Genomic DNA, 17,766 nt, shown 5'->3' with positions numbered 1-17,766 from the left:
ATGTGAAGTCAGCCCGACGCCTTCAAAAGCAGTACATCGGTTACTATTTGAACTCAGTAAAAAAATGAGTCAAGTTGAACGCAGTAAACTGACGATCCATACTAAAAATGGGTATAGTGATGACTTTATAGCCCTGACTCGGGATTTTTATCTTAAGATGAAGTAATTAGAGATGTGATCTGACTAAAGATCCAACTATAATGTGCGCCCTTTATTTTAGACTATTCAGCCCCAGCCTTGCGGAGTACCCCAACTGTGACTAAAACCTTTGCTGACCTAGAACTGGATGCCAATCTTCTTGAAGCAATTGAAGAAATGGGCTTTCAACGCCCCACTCAAGTTCAAGAGGAAGCGATTCCCCATGCCCTGGACGGTAGAGATATTCTTGCCTCTGCACCAACAGGTACGGGTAAAACGGCGGCATTTGTCATCCCTGCACTGCAATATTTACAAGATTTCCCGCGCAAAAAAGGAGGCCCAGCGAGGATCTTAATCCTCACGCCTACTCGTGAACTCGCCATGCAGATCACCGAACAAGCTCGTGAATTGGCTAAATATACCCATCTTAATATTTTTACCATCACTGGGGGGGTTCAATATCAAGAGCATGCTGAGATTCTCGCCACGACCCAAGATATTGTCGTGGCAACCCCTGGCCGTTTGCTGGAATATATAGAAGCGGAACGGTTCGATTGCCGTGCCATTGAATGGCTAATACTTGATGAAGCTGATCGCATGCTAGATATGGGCTTTGGCCCTGTGGTTGATCGCCTTGCTTCTGAATGTCGCTGGCGTAAGCAAACCTTACTTTTCTCTGCCACATTAGAGGGGCGAGGAGTAGAAGGGTTTACTGCTGATCTACTCACTAACCCAGCAGAAGTTAACGCAGAACCACCGCGCCGTGAGCGGAAAAAAATTGCGCAATGGTATCACCGCGCAGACAATATGGAACATAAGCTTGAACTACTCAAAACCATTCTTACCCAACAGTCTGAACGGGCAATTGTTTTCTTAAAAACCCGTGAACGATTAGCTGAACTGCGTGCAGAACTCGAAAGAGCACAAATTGCTTGCGCTTGGATCCAAGGTGAAATGCCACAAGATCGCCGTAATAACGCCATCACTCGCTTTCGTGAGGGTGAGGTTAATGTCCTACTGGCTACTGATGTTGCCGCCAGAGGCATTGATGTGCCTGACATTAGCCATGTAATAAACTTTGACATGCCCCGTAGTGCTGATGTCTATTTACACCGCATCGGTCGAACGGCTCGCGCCGGTAAGAAAGGCAATGCTATTTCTTTGGTCGAAGCACACGATCAGCCGATGATGGATCGGGTCGCCCGTTATGTAAAAGAAGAGATTAAAGAACGATTTATAGAAGGTTTACGCCCTAAACATAAAAAGCCGACCTTCAAGAAAAAGAAAAAAGATGAAAAAAAGAAAACCGTTGTGAAAAAGAAAGCGACAAAGAAAAAAAAGTAACCCGCTCCTCTCAATAGCAAAAAGCCGATGCATCGTTCATCGGCTTTTTTCTTGCTTAGCACAATGCGTTTGACTCAAAGTGTAGTGCTGGAGCTCGCTTAAGCGGTCTCATTGCCAGTACTAACCATTATGCATCAAATAGGACAAGTAAAGATTAATGCTCACGCGTCGCTCGGAACAAAATCTCAGGTGCTCGTTCTTGCGCTAAATTCAGATTAACCATGGTTGGAGCGATATACGCTAAGTTATCCCCGCCATCCAACGCTAAATTACTTTGGTTTTTACGCTTAAACTCTTCCAGTGTCTTCGCATCGTCACACTCAACCCAACGCGCTGTCGCAACATTAACCCCTTCATAAATGGCTTCCACGTTATATTCCGATTTAAGACGAGCGACCACCACATCAAACTGCAATACCCCGACCGCACCAACGATTAAATCGTTATTTTGTAGAGGACGAAAAACCTGTACCGCCCCTTCTTCAGAAAGTTGCACTAGCCCTTTGAGCAGTTGTTTTTGTTTAAGTGGATCTTTTAAACGAATACGACGGAATAACTCAGGAGCAAAATTAGGAATTCCTGAGAATTTCAACGTTTCCCCTTGAGTAAAAGTGTCACCAATTTGGATGGTTCCGTGGTTATGTAGGCCAATGATATCACCGGCAAACGCTTCTTCGGCACGTGAACGATCCCCCGCCATAAAGGTCACCGCATCAGAAATGCTAACCTGTTTGCCCAAGCGAACGTGGTTCATCTTCATGCCTTGTTTATAAGTCCCAGACACGATGCGCATGAAAGCAATACGGTCACGGTGTTTCGGATCCATATTGGCCTGAATTTTAAACACAAAGCCGGAGAACTTATCTTCTGTCGCTTGCACCACTCGCTCATTGGCTTGGCGAGGTAAAGGAGAAGGTGCCCACTCGGTTAAACCATCCAGCATATGATCGACGCCAAAGTTACCTAATGCTGTACCAAAGAAAACCGGAGTTAAATCGCCGCTTAAAAATAGTTCTCGATCAAACTCATTTGATGCACCAAGCACCAATTCTAATTCATCCCGCAATTGCTGGGCCAGCTCACTACCGACTTGATTATCTAACTCAGGGTTATTCAAGCCAGCAATCACACGCACCTCTTGAATGGTATGCCCTTGCCCTGTGGCATAAAGAATGGTTTCATCCCGATGAATGTGATACACCCCTTTAAACTCTTTACCGCAGCCTATCGGCCAAGTCACAGGGGCACAGGCGATATTTAGCTCGTTCTCAACTTCATCCAACAGCTCCATTGGATCTCGAATATCACGGTCAAGTTTATTCATAAAAGTGATGATCGGCGTATCGCGTAAACGAGTCACTTCCATTAATTTACGGGTGCGATCTTCAACCCCTTTTGCCGCGTCAATGACCATCAAGCATGAGTCGACCGCGGTTAATGTACGATAGGTATCTTCCGAGAAATCTTCGTGTCCGGGAGTATCAAGCAAATTGACCAAAGCATCACGATAAGGGAACTGCATTACCGAGGTGGTAACCGAAATTCCCCGTTCTTTTTCCATCTCCATCCAGTCTGATTTGGCATGCTGGGCCGAACCTCGGCCTTTCACCGTTCCAGCTTTTTGAATCGCATTTCCAAACAGTAATACTTTTTCAGTAATGGTTGTTTTACCCGCATCAGGGTGAGAGATAATGGCGAAAGTTCGACGCTTAGCGACTTCACCAATAAAAGGAGTATTAGACATGCAAGAAATCTTCTTTTTAAGGTCACTTCCGCCGAATGGCAGAAGTTGCCCTTTGAGTTCAAATTACCGAATATTCTCGCTGATCTTCACGATCGGAGCAACTAAACGAATCGAGTTTTCACAGCTTATTATTCAGGAGAAAAATAGAGGAGGAAACAGCAGCATTAATCAAAGAAAAAATAGCTCATAATGATCGCATCTTCTTTTCCTTGTGCGGTCGGATAATAATTAAACCGGCGATCAATTTCATTAAAACCTAATTGCTGATAAAGATGAAATGCTCGTTGATTACTCTCTCTCACCTCGAGCCAAGCACTTTCGGCCTTGCTTTGTTCACATTGCGCTAAAAAATATTGGAGAAGCTGTTTGCCATATCCTTTTCCTTGCTCACTCGGCGCAATCGCAATATTAAGCAAGGTGACCTCCCCAACAATATTTTGTGCATAGTAATAGCCAACAACGCTCTGGTTAACCATCATCACTTGATGACAAGCTCCTCGGCTAGCGACATCTTCCAGCATATTTTTTGACCAAGGATGACTGTGAGCATGCTGCTCGATATGCCAAACCTCTGCTAGATGTGCTGTAGAAAGTGGTAAAAATTGCATTGCCATATGGTTATTGTTCACTGTAAGAGCAAATTTGCTGCCATAAATCTCGTCGATAACGAGTATCGTTTTTAATAACACTTAAGGGGGGAGTGTGTAGCAAGTTGGCTTGAGCCGTCACTGACACCTCGCACCCGGCATACCAGATCCACGCCAAGTGAGTAAGATCCAATTGTGCTATGTGTTCAGGAAAAACCTGTCTAGCTTGAACTAACGTCACATGGAAAGACTTTAGTACTTTTTCTAGCCACAAAATTTCCGACTCAGAGGGAAAGGAGGGGGAGATCAACAATAGGCGGCAATCAGGATCAAGCGGCATTAATTGAGGCTGATAGCCCGCCAGTCGCTGTGGATGGACTAATTGCCAATATTGAATGCCCATCGCCTGTAAATACTGCTGCTGATCAACCATGATACTCTACTTCTCTTGCCAGTTGAGCGCATGCTAACAAATATCATCAACTCAGCTCAAGAGACTTATACTGACATCTATTGGGAAAATTCATCGCAATACTCGATGAGCCCTTGACGACCAGCAAAAGCATCCTCCCATAATTCGACCACTTGAAATGCTGACTCAACCTCAGGCCATGGGCAATGAAAACCATGCGACTTCGCAACACGGAAACCAAAGCGTTGATAGTAATTCGGGGCTCCCAATACCACGCACGCAGGATACCCCAACTCACCTAAGGAACTTAGCCCTTCATTGACCAGTTGAGCACCGATGCCTTGACAGCGATAATTTGTTTCAACGGCTAATGGCGCTAAACCTTGCCAGTTGAGATCTTCGCCATTCAACATTACCGGACTAAATAAAGCATACCCGACAATATCACCTTCATCATCACAAGCGACTAACGACAAAGTTCGACGACCATTTTCTCTTAGTTTCATCACTAAATTCGCTTCTCGTTCGGTGTCAAATACCGATTTTAATAAGCGATCGACCGCGAGGATATCCGCAGGAGCCTCAGTTCGAATAAGCATTTTCGACCTCATTGTGTCTATTCGGCGTTTGCATGCCTTTATGCACAAAATCAGCCAATTGGTGAAGTAAAATTTGTAGCGCTTGCGGTAATTGTTGCAAATCCACACTGTCCATCAAATTTTTAACCTCTAATCCTAATTCGGTATCCCCTTCAATCGATAAACGACGCTGGAAAAATAGTGTATCGGGATCTTCTTTACGCCCCGCAATTAAGATTAAATCATTCACATTACCACTAAAGCTCACATCTTCTTGTTGCGCTACATCGGCAACCAACAAACGCTCTTGTTGATAACTAATATACCAGTGCAATTTGAGATCACGAATTTCAACTTTCAACCATTTATCACTCAGAAACTCAAAATCACCCTCTTCCAATGCTTCTTGAAAGACCATTTTCAAGCCATCAAGTAAAAGTTTTTTTTGTATAAATTTCGGCAATAAATGGACTGGAGATCGCAAAATTGATGCTGCATTTTGAACGAGTTGGGTTCGAATCTTGTTTATCACGCGCGTTATCCGTTACCTTAGAATCATTGCTCATTATCATAATGGTTCGGCCAAGTCTCGTACCTGTTATGCATCAAAGAAAAGGAATTTTCTAAATATCAACGGGACGACTTCGCGAGGTTCAGATGAAAAAATTCTCAGTTGGAGATTTTTATGAAGCTTTCCAACCTATTGGATCAAAGTTATAGTTGATGAAATTTAGAAGAGTTAATCACTTTGTGAATACGACAGATTTTATAGGGTTGGTCACTTTTTAATGCCCACTCAACATCTACCATATTGGTTTAATAAAATAACCGCACATAGCCCAGTTTGGATCGCTATTTTTGATCGCCAACATCAGTATGTCTTAGTGAATGAGCGCTATGCTGAACTCAGTGGCTTGACTCCCTTTGAAATGGTGGGAATGGATGATAGACATATTTTTAATGAAGCGCTGTACCAACAGCTAAAGCCTTATTATGACCGTGCTTTTAACGGGGAAACATTAGAAAGCACAATCGAGATTGACTGGCTTGGTTTGACGACACACCTGCGTATTTTTCTTTCACCAATTTTTCATCAAGATCATCCAGACTATATTCTATTTCAGGCCATAGATGAGTCTGAAAAACACACATTGCAATGTGCGTTGGAGGAAGCGGAACAAAAATTTCTCGCTCTCAGCCAGCTGCTGCCCTGTGGAGTGCTACTGGTTGAAGACGACTATATTTTATCTGCTAACGCATCAGCCGCCCAATTATTAGGACATGCTGGACAGCTCAATTTACTCGGCGAATCACTGTCCCAGCTCTTTATCGATGAATCGACGCAGCAACCATTGACATCATCTCTTGCCGATAGGCTGATGCAAGATTCGCTTTTGTGTGTCACTGGGCCTCGTTGTGGTGCTGCTCGCCGCGTGCGACTCAGTGCAAAATCAACTTCACTGTTTCACCAGCCGGCACACCTGATTTTGATTCAAGATGCCGCGCCATCATCAAACATCACGAATACGGTTTCACACCATACTCACATTGATCAATTAACTGGCGTCAGTAACCGATTAGGGTTTACCAAGTGTCTCGACCATTTTATTGATAATCAAATCCCACTCATGATGCTCTATCTAGATATTGATAACTTTAAAAATATTAATGACTCACTAGGGCATCATATTGGTGATAAAGTCATCAAAGAAGTTTCTAGTCGATTACAGCGTATACTCCCCCCTCAAGCGGTATTAGGTCATTTGGGTGGCGATGAGTTTGGCCTGATTATCCCAGAGCCTGAACATGCCAAAGTGGGGGAAATGTTAGCCGATCGAATTATTCGCTTAATTAACCAACCTTTTGACCTTCACCATTTTAGCAAACGTTTAGCCTGTTCAATCGGCTGTGTACAATTTCCAGGAGATGGCAATAACGCTAGGGTGTTACTGCAAAATGCCGATACTGCCATGTATGAAGCAAAAGATCGTGGCCGTAATCGTTGGATCACCTTCAATAACCAAATGAATAAAGAAGCTCGCATGCGCTTATGGCTGGAAATTGAATTGCAGAAAGCGTTGCAACAAAATGGGCTTGAAGTTTGGTATCAACCCAAAGTGAATGCCCGTGATTTTAGTATCAATGGTGCAGAAGCACTAGTACGCTGGAAACACCCTATTGAAGGTTATATCAGCCCCGGTGCGTTCATCCCTGTTGCGGAAAAAGCTGGGCTTATTGAACACCTAGGGCGGGTGGTGATTCGAGAAGTTTTTGTTACCGTTAAGCGTTGGCAACAACAAAATATTTTACCCGGTAAAGTGGCTATCAATATTTCCCCAGAGCAATTTGGCAATACACAATTAATCCATCACTTAGAAAAATTACTACAACAAACCGGCGTTGATCCTAGCTGTATTACTTTTGAACTGACCGAAAGTGCAGTGATGAGTGACAGTCAACACACTTTACAAATGTTAAATGCGATCAAAAAGTTAGGTTTTTCATTGTCTATTGATGATTTTGGTACTGGCTATTCATCATTGGCTTATTTAGCCCGCTTCCCGATTGATGAATTAAAGATAGATCGCACCTTTATTACCGATATTGACACCCTTCCTAAGCAGGCCACGGTGGTGGAAAGCATTATTAAATTAGGCAAATCGCTCCATCTTGACGTGGTTGCCGAAGGCGTTGAAACAGAGCAACAGGCGACATTACTCTCCCACCTTCACTGTCATACCATTCAAGGGTTTCATTTTTATCGCCCCAAACCTAAACACGAAGTTGAGGAGCTATTTACTCAATATCGGCGCACACCTCTAAATATTGAATAGCGAGCAATCAAGGATAAAGTGACAGACTAAATTCGTGGCTTCGCACAATAAACCTTTATCGGTAAATAACAATTGAATGAGTGAAACCTGCCTTATATCAAGGAGTGGACCAACAACTCTTCCTAAAATATAAAAACTTTTCCTTTAAAAACAGTAATGAGCAATGGAACTACTCTGCCCCGCAGGTAACTTACCTGCCTTGAAAACCGCCATTGATTGTGGTGCCGATGCGGTTTACATCGGTTTTAAAGATGACACCAACGCCCGTCACTTTGCCGGTTTGAATTTTACTGGTAAGAAACTAGAAAAAGCGATCAACTATGTGCATGATCGAAATAAAAAACTACATATTGCACTAAACACCTTTGCCCACCCAGAAGGTTTCCAGCGCTGGACACAAGCGGTTGATCAAGCTGCCGCTCTAGGGGTTGATGCTCTGATTATCGCTGATGTCGCCATTCTTGAATATGCAGCTCAGCGCTACCCTGACATTGAATTACATCTCTCGGTACAGGCCTCAGCGACTAATGTCAAAGCTATTGAATTTTATCATGAAAATTTCAATGTCAAACGCGTTGTCTTACCTCGTGTGCTGTCCATTCATCAGGTGAAACAACTATCACGCAATATTCCGAAAGAGGTCGAATTGGAAGTCTTCGCTTTCGGTAGTTTATGCATTATGTCGGAAGGACGTTGCTACCTCTCCTCCTATATGACCGGAGAATCCCCTAATACAGTCGGAGCTTGCTCTCCCGCCAAGTACGTTCGCTGGCAAGAAACAGAACAAGGCTTAGAATCTCGTCTTAACAACATCTTGATCGATCGCTATGCCTGTGGTGAAAACGCAGGCTACCCGACCCTATGTAAAGGGCGATTTCTCGCTGAACTTGATGGCGAGCAAAAACGCTATCATGCTCTAGAGGAGCCCACCAGCTTAAATACATTATCGATGGTGCCTGAACTGTTTGCTGCCAATATCGCGTCAGTGAAGATAGAAGGACGTCAACGTAGCCCAGCCTATGTTGAACAGGTAACTCGCACCTGGCGAGCCGCCATCGATAACTACCTTGCCAACCCAGACCAGTATCAAGTAAAACCGGCTTGGGATGCTAGCCTTGCCAACGTCTCAGAAGGCACCCAAACCACACTTGGTGCTTATCATCGTCAATGGCAATAAATGAACAGGGAAAAACGCATGAAATACGCATTAGGCCCTCTGCTATACTTTTGGCCAAAAAACGATGTTGAAAATTTTTATCACCAAGCCTGTGAAAGCTCGGCCGATATCATTTATTTAGGGGAAACGGTCTGTTCTAAACGTCGTGAGCTTAAAGCCGCAGATTGGCTTGATCTAGCAAAGCAGCTCACCACTCAAGGTAAGGAAGTGGTGATTTCTACCATGGCTTTGCTAGAAGTACCGAGCGAACTCAATGTTATGAAAAAATATATTGATAATGGTGAATTTACGATTGAAGCCAATGATGTTTCTGCGATTCAGATGGCACACCAACAAAACGTTCCCTTTGTCGTTGGCCCTGCCATCAATTGCTATAATGCGCAAACACTCAAGATTTTTCTCAAACAGGGAATGGTTCGCTGGTGTATGCCGGTCGAACTTTCTCGTCAATGGCTCATCAATGTACTTGAGCAGTGTGACGCATTGAATATTAAAGATAAGTTTGCGACCGAAGTGTTTGCCCATGGTTATTTACCTCTGGCCTATTCTGCCCGCTGTTTTACTGCGCGTGCCGAAAATAAAGCTAAAGACGAATGCGAAACCTGCTGTATCCGTTACCCTACGGGGATTTCCGTCCAGAGCCAAGAAGGACAAGACGTCTTTAACTTGAATGGTATTCAGACCCAATCTGGCTACTGTTATAACTTAGTCAATGATTTATCCAGCATGGTAGGGTTAGTTGACGTTGTTCGCTTAAGCCCTCTCGGTGTTGAAACCTTTGAGCATCTTCAGCTTTTCCAAGCCAATGAGCGAGGCCAACAACCGCAATCGCTCACGAACCATCACTGTAACGGCTATTGGCATCAAATTGAGGGGTTAGCTTTAGTTAATAATGAATTAGTGAATAATTAAAAAGCAGGCAGGCAGCATCGATAATCCATGATGCTACCGACCTCTATTGTACGTTTTTATTGGGTGCTTTTTGCCAGTTGAGCTTCGCGTAGATTCTGATAGATACGCCCTAACTCTAAGAAAGCGTAACGGTGTTCCACATACTCATAGACATTAAACGAGAGGGCCAGTTTATACAGGGAAATCGCATGAGCGTAGTTCCCTTGTAATTGATACCGCTTGCCTAGATAAAAATAGGTTTCGGTCAACTGTTGAGCCAGTGCGGTATTATCTCGCGTATTATTGAGCAAAATTTTAAATAGCTGCTCTTCCGACACCTTATCCAGCATTAATCCAACCATGACCCATCCCCACTGTTCATCATGCTGCTGATAACGAGTGGCTAATTCATCCCTTGCTTGCTCTGGGTTGAGTTCACTATAAATAATGTACTGCCAAAGCGCCCGAAATGGATCGTCTGGATCTTGTTGATAATGTTGACTGATTTCTTCAAAAGCAAGCTCGGTCCGCTCCCCATAATACAACGCAATAGCACGATTACGTACCGCATATTCATTACTTGGATCTAATTCGAGGGTTGAATCAAACGCTTCATAAGCCGCATCAAACTCTCCCGCTTCAGTATAATAAACGCCAAGCAAGTTAAAAATGTCCGCTTGAGCAGGATTGAGCGCTAATGACTGAGTGAAATCAAGGCGAGCCAGATCGCGTAATCCGACGTTGTCATAGCTATTTCCCCGCTCAAAAAACATCTTCGCACGAACGTCATCATTTAAATCGCTACGTTGTAGTAACTGCGTTAAGCGCGCAATTTTAACTTCGTGCTGCACGTTTGATTGCAGTGGAATCGCCATGGGTGGGTAGACCCACTGGGTTTGTTGAGATCCAGTAGAAACACATCCAGCAAGTAACAAGAATGCCGCACTGATAAGAGCGGTTTGAAGCCATTTCACAAATCCATACTCCTGTTATTTCGCATGATCCAATTAAAAAGGGAGCGAATTACGCTCCCTTTATATCATGCTTTGTCCCCAAAAAGCGAAAACTGTTCTTCGAGAACAATAATGCAATTATTATTCCGCAGTTGGTGCCGCATTGTCTTGAGGGGCTTCTTCTGCCGGTTTTTCTACCGCTTCTTTCATGCTCAAACGAACACGGCCTTGACGATCAATTTCTAAGACTTTCACTTGAACTTCTTGGCCTTCAGAGAGAACATCAGACACTTTTTCAATGCGTTTATCAGCAATTTGTGAAATATGGACTAAGCCATCTTTGCCTGGTAACACGGTTACGAAAGCACCAAAATCAGCTAGACGAGCGACTTTGCCGGTGTAAATTTTACCCACTTCAACTTCTGCAGTGATCTGCTCAATACGACGAATCGCTTCTTTGGCTTGATCACCATCTGTGGCGGCAATCTTGATCGTACCGTCATCTTCAATTTCAATGGTTGTACCGGTTTCTTCAGTCAACATGCGGATAACCGCACCACCTTTACCGATCACATCTTTAATCTTTTCAGCACTGATCTTCATCGTGTGGATACGAGGTGCAAATTCAGAGATATCATCACGTGCACCAGCAATCGCTTGATCCATCACAGAAAGGATGTGTAAACGTGCACCTTTCGCTTGGTTCAGCGCAATTTGCATGATCTCTTTAGTAATGCCTTCGATCTTGATATCCATTTGTAGTGCCGTCACACCATTAGAGGTACCGGCAACTTTAAAGTCCATATCACCTAGGTGGTCTTCATCACCTAAAATGTCAGAAAGGACGACAAAATCTTGCTCTTCTTTCACCAAGCCCATCGCAATACCGGCAACAGAGGCTTTAATAGGTACACCCGCATCCATCAACGCTAGTGATGAACCACACACAGATGCCATTGAAGAAGAACCGTTTGATTCAGTAATCTCAGAAACAACGCGTACGGTGTATGGGAACTCATCCACTGATGGCATCACCGCCGCAATACCACGTTTCGCTAAACGACCATGACCAATTTCACGACGCTTTGGTGAACCCACAAAGCCAGTTTCACCCACACAGTATGGAGGGAAGTTATAATGCAATAAGAAGTGATCTTTCTTCTCACCTGTCAGTTCATCAATAATTTGTGCATCACGCTGCGTCCCTAAGGTTGCGGTGACTAAAGCTTGAGTCTCACCACGAGTAAACAAAGCGCTACCGTGAGTACGTGGTAATACTCCTGTACGTACATCTAAAGCACGAATCATATCTTTCTCGCGCCCGTCGATACGTTTCTCACCGGCGATAATACGGCTACGTACCACTTTTTTCTCAAGAGAGCCGAGCATTTTCTTGATATCCATCACATCAAGTGAGTCATCTTCGGCTAATAGCGCGTCAATCACATCAGACTTAATCTGACCGACTTGCTCATAACGCGCCATTTTTTCGGTAATTTGGTAAGCCTCGGTAAAACGAGTTTCAGCTAACTGAGCAATTTTTTCTTTTAGGGCAATGTTTTCTTCTGGAGCTTGCCATTCCCAAGCGGGAGTCGCGACTTCAGCTGCGAATTCATTGATCGCCTTGATGACCACTTGCTGTTGCTCATGACCATAAACTACCGCAGCCAACATCTCCTCTTCAGTCAGAATATCAGCTTCAGATTCAACCATCAGCACAGCGCCTTCAGTACCCGCAACCACAAGATCAAGACGAGATTTGTCTAATTCTTTTGGACTTGGGTTTAACACCAATTGACCATCGATATGACCCACACGAGCAGAACCGATAGGACCATTAAATGGAATACCAGAAATCGCCAAAGCTGCCGAAGTACCAATCATAGTGATGATATCTGGCTGAACATTCGGGTTAACCGAAACAACGGTTGCAATCACTTGAACTTCATTTGTGAAGGCATCAGGGAAAAGAGGACGAATTGGACGGTCAATCAAACGTGCAATTAAGGTTTCGCTTTCAGAAGGACGACCTTCACGCTTAAAGAAGCCACCAGGAATCTTACCTGCTGCGTAAGTACGCTCTTGGTAATTCACTGTGAGAGGGAAAAAGTCTTGGCCTTGTACTGCCTCTTTTTTACCGACAACTGAAACAAACACGGCGGTGTCGTCCATGGTTGCCATTACGGCTGCGGTGGCTTGACGTGCCATCACGCCTGTTTCTAATGTAACGGTATGATTTCCGTATTGGAATGTTTTTACTACTGGTTTTTCGAACATTGAGTTTTCCTTTTCTAGGGAGAAACCTAGATAAATTAATCAACACTCAAAGCATTACCAATCGCGACTAGTAAAAAGAGACTCTATATCGCCTAAATCACTTTTTAATAGCCGCGACCTGCTGGCCGACTTGGGTGACTGTAATGCAGTGAGAGATAACAAATCCAGCACTGAATGCTGGACGGCATCTAGTATAAACTACTTGGGTGGGAATATGCCAAATTTAGATAATAAAAAAGGGGCTAATGCCCCTTTTTTAAACAAACTGTACTATGCAGTCACTGATTAGCGACGTAGGCCTAGACGTTTGATTAGGTCTTGGTAACGTCCTAGATCTTTACCTTTCAGGTAATCTAGAAGTTTACGACGGCTTGAAACCATGCGTAGCAGACCACGGCGGCTATGGTGATCGCCTTTATGTTCTTTAAAGTGATCTTGTAAATGGTTGATAGAAGCAGTCAGTAGTGCTACTTGTACTTCTGGTGAACCAGTGTCGCCTTCGCTACGTGCGTATTCAGCAACGATTGCTGCTTTAGTTTCTGCATTCAGAGACATTATTCTCTCCTAAAGAGTTAAGTTAATCGTTGTGTCAGCCAATCTCTGATTCAGCCGACACGAGAAGCGCGAATTATAGGGAATAAAACCTATTGATACAAGCGCAAATATTGCTTTATGCCACTGAAGCCTAGGAGTAAACCACCAAACGTTTTGGCGCGATCTTTCCATCATCATCAATCTGAGCAACACCGAGAAAACGCTTCTCTTCACCACCGGTCATTCGTACTAACCCTTCACTTGGTGCACCAAACACTTGGACGGCTTGACCATGTTGCACCATATCCACCAGTTCAGCAATTAGATTGACTTCTGGTAAATCTTGTACTGCGGTATCCATCGGCAATAAAAGTGCATCAAGGGCTGAGTAAGGATCTGAACCTTCTCGTTGAGCTTGCTCAACCCGTTGGTTAAGCTGTGCTAGTGTCACCATATTTTGCGCTGGGTAGTTCGCTACACCGATACGACGTAGCATGGTCACGTGCGCACCACACCCAAGCATTTCACCGAGATCATCAACGATAGTTCGAATATAAGTACCTTTAGAACAATGTACTTCCAGTTCTACTTCATCATCCTCAAAACGATGCAAAATAATTTCATAAACCTGTATTTTACGTGCTTCTCGCGGAACCTCGATACCTTGGCGAGCATACTCGTAAAGTGGACGCCCTTGATATTTAAGCGCTGAAAACATCGAGGGAATCTGATCCGTTTGGCCACGAAAACTTGCCACCTTAGCGAGTAATGTCTCTCTATCGACCTGAACTGGACGGGTCTCAACCACTTCACCATCCGAGTCAGAGGTATTAGTACGCTGACCTAGTTTAGCAATCACACGATAACGCTTATCCGAATCGAGTAAAAATTGAGAAAACTTGGTCGCCTCGCCCAAACAAATCGGTAACATCCCCGTCGCTAATGGATCAAGCGCACCAGTGTGTCCTGCTTTTTCGGCAAAATAGAGGCGTTTCACTTTCTGTAGTATATCGTTCGATGAGATGCCCGTGGTTTTATCGAGTAGTAAGACGCCGTTAATTGCACGGCCTTTACGACGTCGTGCCATTACTCTTCGTCCTCTCGACCTGAATCTTGTTGGCGTCGTTTATCTTGATTGACCACTTCAGTCACTAAATTCGACATCCGCATCCCTTCAACTAATGTATTGTCGTAATAAAAGCGAATTTCAGGAGTCAGACGCAAGCGGATACGCTTACCGAGCATCATTCGAATATGAACTTCATGCTCACGCAATGCCTTTAAGCATGATTCAGGCGTCTGTTCGCCAATACATAAAAAGGTAACAAAGACTTTGGCATAAGCGAGATCGCGTGATACTTCGACATCAGAAATCGTTACCATACCTAATCGTGAATCACGGACTTCACGCTGTAGGATCATGGCAAGTTCTTTTTGTAATTGCTGAGCCACACGTTGGGTTCGGCTAAATTCTTTTGGCATATTTTTTCTCACTAGTAGAAAGAATGGGGGGATGGTTTCCCAGCCCCCCATGGTGTATTCAACAACCTAACATTACCGTTAATGCAATTTTAGTTGCTAGTCGATGGTACGCTGGATTTCAACGGTTTCGAAGACCTCAATCTGGTCACCAACGCGCACGTCGTTGTAGTTCTTAACGCCGATACCACATTCGTAACCATTTTTCACTTCAGAAACATCATCTTTAAAGCGACGTAATGATTCAAGCTCACCTTCATAAATCACCACGTTATCACGCAGTACACGAATCGGGCTATGACGCTTAATCACACCTTCTGTCACCATACAACCAGCAATAGCACCCAGTTTCGGTGATTTAAATACGTCACGAACTTCAGCAAGCCCAATGATCTCTTGCTTAAATTCAGGAGCGAGCATACCGCTCATGGCCTGTTTCACTTCATCGATTAGCTGATAAATAATCGAATAATAACGTAGGTCAATATTTTCCGCTTCGATTGCACGACGCGCTGAAGCATCAGCTCGCACGTTAAAGCCAACGACAATCGCATTTGAAGCCGCAGCCAATACAACGTCTGTTTCGGTAATACCACCAACACCAGAACCAACAATGTTCACTTTAACTTCATCAGTTGAAAGTTTTCTCAGTGAATCGGCAATCGCCTCCACCGAACCTTGTACGTCTGCTTTCAGTACCACGTTCAATTCGGCAACATCACCCGCGGCCATATTAGAGAACATATTCTCAAGTTTAGATTTTTGTTGACGTGCGAGTTTCACTTCACGGAACTTACCTTGACGGTAGTTAGCAACTTCACGTGCTTTACGTTCATCACGTACGACTGTGGCTTCGTCACCTGCAGACGGTACACCCGATAGGCCGAGAATTTCGACTGGAATAGATGGCCCCGCATGGTCAACTTCATTACCCAATTCGTCACGCATTGCACGAACACGGCCATATTCTTGACCACAAAGTACGATATCGCCTTTATTCAAAGTACCAGACTGAACAAGAACGGTCGCCACTGGGCCTCGGCCTTTATCTAAACGAGATTCGATAACAACCCCTGAAGCCATGCCATCTTTAACGGCGGTCAGTTCTAGTACTTCGGCTTGCAATAGGATCGCTTCTAATAAGCCATCAATATTGGTCCCTTGTTTCGCTGAAATGTGGACGAACATATTCTCTCCGCCCCATTCTTCAGGAATGATATCGTATTGAGCTAGCTCGTTTTTCACGTTATCAGGATTAGCATCTTCTTTATCGATCTTATTTACGGCAACAATAAGAGGAACGCCAGCAGCCTTGGCATGCTGAATCGCTTCAACCGTTTGAGGCATGACGCCATCATCAGCTGCAACAACCAGCACAACAATATCTGTTGCTTGAGCACCACGAGCACGCATTGAAGTAAACGCCGCGTGTCCCGGAGTATCTAGGAAGGTAATCATCCCGCTTGGTGTCTCAACGTGGTAAGCACCGATATGCTGAGTAATACCACCCGCTTCAGCATCCGCGACGTGAGTGCGACGAATGTAGTCAAGTGTTGAGGTTTTACCGTGGTCAACGTGCCCCATAATGGTGACAACCGGAGCACGTGAAACCGCCTCAAACTTGTTATCACGATCAGAAAGAATCGCTTCTTCTAGCTCGTTTTCTTTACGAAGAACGACTTTGTGACCCATTTCTTCCGCAACTAACTGAGCCGTTTCTTGATCAATCACTTGGTTAATGGTCGCCATCGCGCCCATTTTCATCATAACTTTGATCACTTCAGTCGCTTTGACTGACATTTTATTGGCTAATTCAGAAACGACAATGGTTTCACCAATAACGACGTCAGATTTCGCAACAATCGCACTCTTATCAAAGCCATGTTGCATAGAAGTTGGTTTATGAATGCGACCTTTACGGCCAGCTTTACCACCACGAGGACGTGAATTACGCTCTTGTTTATCATCACGAGAAGACATTTTGGTCTTTTTCGCTTTCGCTGCACGACGAGCGCCTTCTTCACGACGGTCTGCCTCATCTTCCGCTTCACGAGCATAATGTGAAGTGGTTAGATGGTAATCTGTATCTTCTTGCATAGCACCTGTTTTCTCTTCTTCAGCAGACCAACGCTCTTTATTTTTTTCGGCCAATTCGCGCGCTATTTCAAGCTGACGCTGACTTTCCTCTTCAGCCTTACGCTTCGCCTCTTCTTCCTGGCGACGTTTTAATTCCTCGGCCTCTTTTCGCGCTGCTTCTTGCTTTAATTTATCTTGTGCAGAACGCTCACGTTTGGCTTTCTGCTCTGGCGTATCACGCTTCGCTTTTTCTTCAGCTTCGCGTTTTGCCTTCTCTTCCGCTTCACGCTGGGCTTTCTCTTGCGCTTCTCGTGCTGCTTTCTCTTCAGCTTCACGTTTCAACGCTTCATCTGCCTCACGTTTTGCTTTTTCTTCCGCTTCACGCTGAGCTGCTTCTTCGGCTTCGCGTTTCGCTTCATCTTCGATTACACTGCGCTTAACATACGTCCGTTTTTTGCGCACTTCAACCTGAACATTCTTACTTTTACCGCCACCTGCATTCACACTCAGTGTACTGCGAGTTTTACGCTGGAGTGTTAAACGAGTCGGTTCTGAACCATCACCATGTTCTTTGCGTAGATGGGCAAGCAGTTTTTGCTTTTCGTCTTCAGTCACGCTATCCGAACTCGCTTTTGTCATACCAGCATCAGCAAGTTGCTCTAATAAGCGGTCAACTGGAGTACCAATTTCTTCACTCAGTGTTTTAACTGTAAGTTGTGTCATGCCGCTTTCTCCCCTTGCT

The 17,766-nt window shown here is 44.4% G+C and carries 15 protein-coding genes and 1 pseudogene; 5 read left to right on the top strand and 11 right to left on the bottom strand.

The features are described from left to right. Both B7C60_RS17845 and srmB read left to right on the top strand, forming a co-directional pair. Window positions 1–166: pseudogene (locus B7C60_RS17845) on the top strand (tRNA (adenosine(37)-N6)-methyltransferase TrmM); the annotation flags it as partial. Between the two features lie 89 nt (window positions 167–255). Then, complete coding sequence (gene srmB / locus B7C60_RS04675) at window positions 256–1,482, top strand: ATP-dependent RNA helicase SrmB (protein WP_099610647.1); 1,227 nt, start codon at window positions 256–258, stop codon at window positions 1,480–1,482. A gap of 154 nt (window positions 1,483–1,636) precedes the next feature. Here srmB and prfC read toward each other — a convergent pair whose 3' ends face one another. From prfC to ubiT, 5 genes are all read right to left on the bottom strand, one after another. Continuing rightward, complete coding sequence (gene prfC, locus B7C60_RS04670) at window positions 1,637–3,226, bottom strand: peptide chain release factor 3 (protein ID WP_099610646.1); 1,590 nt, start codon at window positions 3,224–3,226, stop codon at window positions 1,637–1,639. Between the two features lie 164 nt (window positions 3,227–3,390). Beyond that, a complete protein-coding gene (gene rimI, locus B7C60_RS04665; protein ID WP_099610645.1) occupies window positions 3,391–3,840 on the bottom strand; it encodes a ribosomal protein S18-alanine N-acetyltransferase in 450 nt (149 codons plus the stop codon). A gap of 4 nt (window positions 3,841–3,844) precedes the next feature. Beyond that, entirely contained in the window at window positions 3,845–4,246 is a 402-nt protein-coding gene (locus B7C60_RS04660) for a DNA polymerase III subunit psi (RefSeq protein WP_099610644.1), read from the bottom strand. 77 nt (window positions 4,247–4,323) lie between these two features. Then, window positions 4,324–4,824 (bottom strand): GNAT family N-acetyltransferase, encoded by a 501-nt coding sequence (locus B7C60_RS04655; protein ID WP_099610643.1) that lies wholly within the window; start codon window positions 4,822–4,824, stop codon window positions 4,324–4,326. Then, window positions 4,808–5,335: a ubiquinone anaerobic biosynthesis accessory factor UbiT gene (gene ubiT, locus B7C60_RS04650; protein WP_099610642.1), complete on the bottom strand. Its 528-nt coding sequence runs from the start codon at window positions 5,333–5,335 to the stop codon at window positions 4,808–4,810. Before ubiT ends, B7C60_RS04655 begins: the two co-directional genes overlap by 17 nt. Window positions 5,336–5,591: 256 nt before the next feature. Here ubiT and B7C60_RS04645 point away from each other — a divergent pair, with 256 nt between their 5' ends. The 3 genes from B7C60_RS04645 to B7C60_RS04635 all read left to right on the top strand — a co-directional run bounded on the left by B7C60_RS04645 (window position 5,592) and on the right by B7C60_RS04635 (window position 9,726). After that, a complete protein-coding gene (locus tag B7C60_RS04645; RefSeq protein ID WP_099610641.1) occupies window positions 5,592–7,637 on the top strand; it encodes a putative bifunctional diguanylate cyclase/phosphodiesterase in 2,046 nt (681 codons plus the stop codon). A 163-nt stretch (window positions 7,638–7,800) separates the two neighbouring features. Next, complete coding sequence (ubiU, locus tag B7C60_RS04640) at window positions 7,801–8,814, top strand: ubiquinone anaerobic biosynthesis protein UbiU (RefSeq protein ID WP_099610640.1); 1,014 nt, start codon at window positions 7,801–7,803, stop codon at window positions 8,812–8,814. 18 nt (window positions 8,815–8,832) lie between these two features. Then, window positions 8,833–9,726: a U32 family peptidase gene (locus B7C60_RS04635; protein ID WP_099610639.1), complete on the top strand. Its 894-nt coding sequence runs from the start codon at window positions 8,833–8,835 to the stop codon at window positions 9,724–9,726. Between the two features lie 56 nt (window positions 9,727–9,782). Here the strand turns inward: B7C60_RS04635 and nlpI are convergent, their stop codons facing one another. The 6 genes from nlpI to infB form a co-directional block, all read right to left on the bottom strand. After that, window positions 9,783–10,679 (bottom strand): lipoprotein NlpI, encoded by an 897-nt coding sequence (gene nlpI, locus B7C60_RS04630; RefSeq protein WP_099610638.1) that lies wholly within the window; start codon window positions 10,677–10,679, stop codon window positions 9,783–9,785. 120 nt (window positions 10,680–10,799) lie between these two features. Continuing rightward, window positions 10,800–12,935 carry a polyribonucleotide nucleotidyltransferase gene (gene pnp / locus B7C60_RS04625; RefSeq protein ID WP_099610637.1) on the bottom strand — a complete coding sequence of 712 codons (2,136 nt, stop codon included), beginning with the start codon at window positions 12,933–12,935 and terminating at the stop codon, window positions 10,800–10,802. Window positions 12,936–13,220: 285 nt separating this feature from the next. Further along, complete coding sequence (gene rpsO, locus B7C60_RS04620) at window positions 13,221–13,490, bottom strand: 30S ribosomal protein S15 (RefSeq protein ID WP_099610636.1); 270 nt, start codon at window positions 13,488–13,490, stop codon at window positions 13,221–13,223. 130 nt (window positions 13,491–13,620) lie between these two features. Continuing rightward, window positions 13,621–14,556 (bottom strand): tRNA pseudouridine(55) synthase TruB, encoded by a 936-nt coding sequence (gene truB / locus B7C60_RS04615; RefSeq protein WP_099610635.1) that lies wholly within the window; start codon window positions 14,554–14,556, stop codon window positions 13,621–13,623. Then, window positions 14,556–14,951: a 30S ribosome-binding factor RbfA gene (gene rbfA / locus B7C60_RS04610; RefSeq protein WP_099610634.1), complete on the bottom strand. Its 396-nt coding sequence runs from the start codon at window positions 14,949–14,951 to the stop codon at window positions 14,556–14,558. Before rbfA ends, truB begins: the two co-directional genes overlap by 1 nt. A 96-nt stretch (window positions 14,952–15,047) precedes the next feature. Beyond that, the gene (gene infB / locus B7C60_RS04605) at window positions 15,048–17,747 is read right to left on the bottom strand and encodes a translation initiation factor IF-2 (RefSeq protein ID WP_099610633.1); all 2,700 of its coding nucleotides are present in this window, start codon (window positions 17,745–17,747) and stop codon (window positions 15,048–15,050) included. Window positions 17,748–17,766: the final 19 nt, after the last annotated feature.

The organism is Vibrio fujianensis, from assembly GCF_002749895.1.
Taxonomy (GTDB): Bacteria; Pseudomonadota; Gammaproteobacteria; order Enterobacterales; family Vibrionaceae; genus Vibrio; species Vibrio fujianensis.
The sequence above is the reverse complement of the archived record's forward strand: the minus strand, read 5'-3'. Positions and strand labels throughout refer to the sequence as shown.

Bases quoted from the DNA above. Each gene is read 5' to 3' on its own strand.
- B7C60_RS04635 (WP_099610639.1), top strand. From the start codon at position 8,833: ATGAAATACGCATTAGGCCCTCTGCTATACTTTTGGCCAAAAAACGAT.
- ubiU (WP_099610640.1), top strand. From the start codon at position 7,801: ATGGAACTACTCTGCCCCGCAGGTAACTTACCTGCCTTGAAAACCGCC.
- rpsO (WP_099610636.1), bottom strand. From the start codon at position 13,490: ATGTCTCTGAATGCAGAAACTAAAGCAGCAATCGTTGCTGAATACGCA.
- B7C60_RS04655 (WP_099610643.1), bottom strand. From the start codon at position 4,824: ATGCTTATTCGAACTGAGGCTCCTGCGGATATCCTCGCGGTCGATCGC.
- rimI (WP_099610645.1), bottom strand. From the start codon at position 3,840: ATGGCAATGCAATTTTTACCACTTTCTACAGCACATCTAGCAGAGGTT.
- B7C60_RS04645 (WP_099610641.1), top strand. From the start codon at position 5,592: ATGCCCACTCAACATCTACCATATTGGTTTAATAAAATAACCGCACAT.
- infB (WP_099610633.1), bottom strand. From the start codon at position 17,747: ATGACACAACTTACAGTTAAAACACTGAGTGAAGAAATTGGTACTCCA.
- truB (WP_099610635.1), bottom strand. From the start codon at position 14,556: ATGGCACGACGTCGTAAAGGCCGTGCAATTAACGGCGTCTTACTACTC.
- pnp (WP_099610637.1), bottom strand. From the start codon at position 12,935: ATGTTCGAAAAACCAGTAGTAAAAACATTCCAATACGGAAATCATACC.
- B7C60_RS04660 (WP_099610644.1), bottom strand. From the start codon at position 4,246: ATGGTTGATCAGCAGCAGTATTTACAGGCGATGGGCATTCAATATTGG.
- rbfA (WP_099610634.1), bottom strand. From the start codon at position 14,951: ATGCCAAAAGAATTTAGCCGAACCCAACGTGTGGCTCAGCAATTACAA.
- prfC (WP_099610646.1), bottom strand. From the start codon at position 3,226: ATGTCTAATACTCCTTTTATTGGTGAAGTCGCTAAGCGTCGAACTTTC.